1 pseudogene is annotated in these 807 nt (G+C 74.5%); it reads right to left on the reverse strand.

Annotated features, from left to right (window positions below):
* Positions 1–807 (reverse strand): annotated as a pseudogene (locus R6V09_RS54195) (ABC transporter permease); the annotation flags it as partial.

An 807-nucleotide genomic window follows, 5' to 3' on the forward strand; every position in this document is an offset into this window, starting at 1 on the left:
CCTCCAGCCGGTCCACCCCCGCCCCCGCCGCGTTCGCCGCCGTCACATACGCGCCGTTGTCCCCGGTGCCCCGCGCCAGCACAGCCACGATCCGCAGCCGTGCCGCCCGCCCGTCCCCGAGCCACACCCGCACCCACGTGCCGACCGTGTGCCGCTGCCACTCCTCGTTCACCACGATCGACCGGTCGTCCAACTCCCTTGCGTCACCGGCGACCACCGGCAACCGCGTGACCTCCGCGAACGCCCGCACATCCCGTACGGCACGAGCGTCGGACCGGATGAGGGCCGTACCGTCCTCCCGTACGAAGACCGCCGTCGAAGCGGACGCGGAGACCGTCGCCCCCGGCACCGCCGGGACCCTCAACCCCTCGCCCGTGACGACGAGTTGGGCCCGCGTCCGCTCCCGCGCCTCCGCCGCCTTCGCTTCCGTGACCGTCCATGCCGACCCCAGCAGCGAACCGGCCAGTGCGACCGTCACCAGAACCGGCGCCGCCACCGCGGCGGTTCGCCGTACGGAGGCTGCCGAGTTCTCGCGGATCAGCAGCCCACAGGCGCCCGGCAGCCGGACCAGCAGCCGTACGGCGGGGCTCACCAGTGCCGGTGCCAGCGCCGCCACCGCCGTGATGAGGAGCATCGGCCGGGTCGTGTACGTCTTGCGCTTCAGCAGGTCCGCCGGGTCCGTGCACAACGACCGGGCGAGCAGGGCCAGTCCGGCCGCCAGCAGCAGCCCGCCGATCAGCTTCCGCGACCACGGCAGCACCCCCGTGTCGACGGCCGCCTCCCGCAACGCCTCCGCCGGCCCGACCC

It is taken from the genome of Streptomyces sp. W16, from assembly GCF_033194735.1.
In the GTDB taxonomy this organism is placed as follows: Bacteria; Actinomycetota; Actinomycetes; order Streptomycetales; family Streptomycetaceae; genus Streptomyces.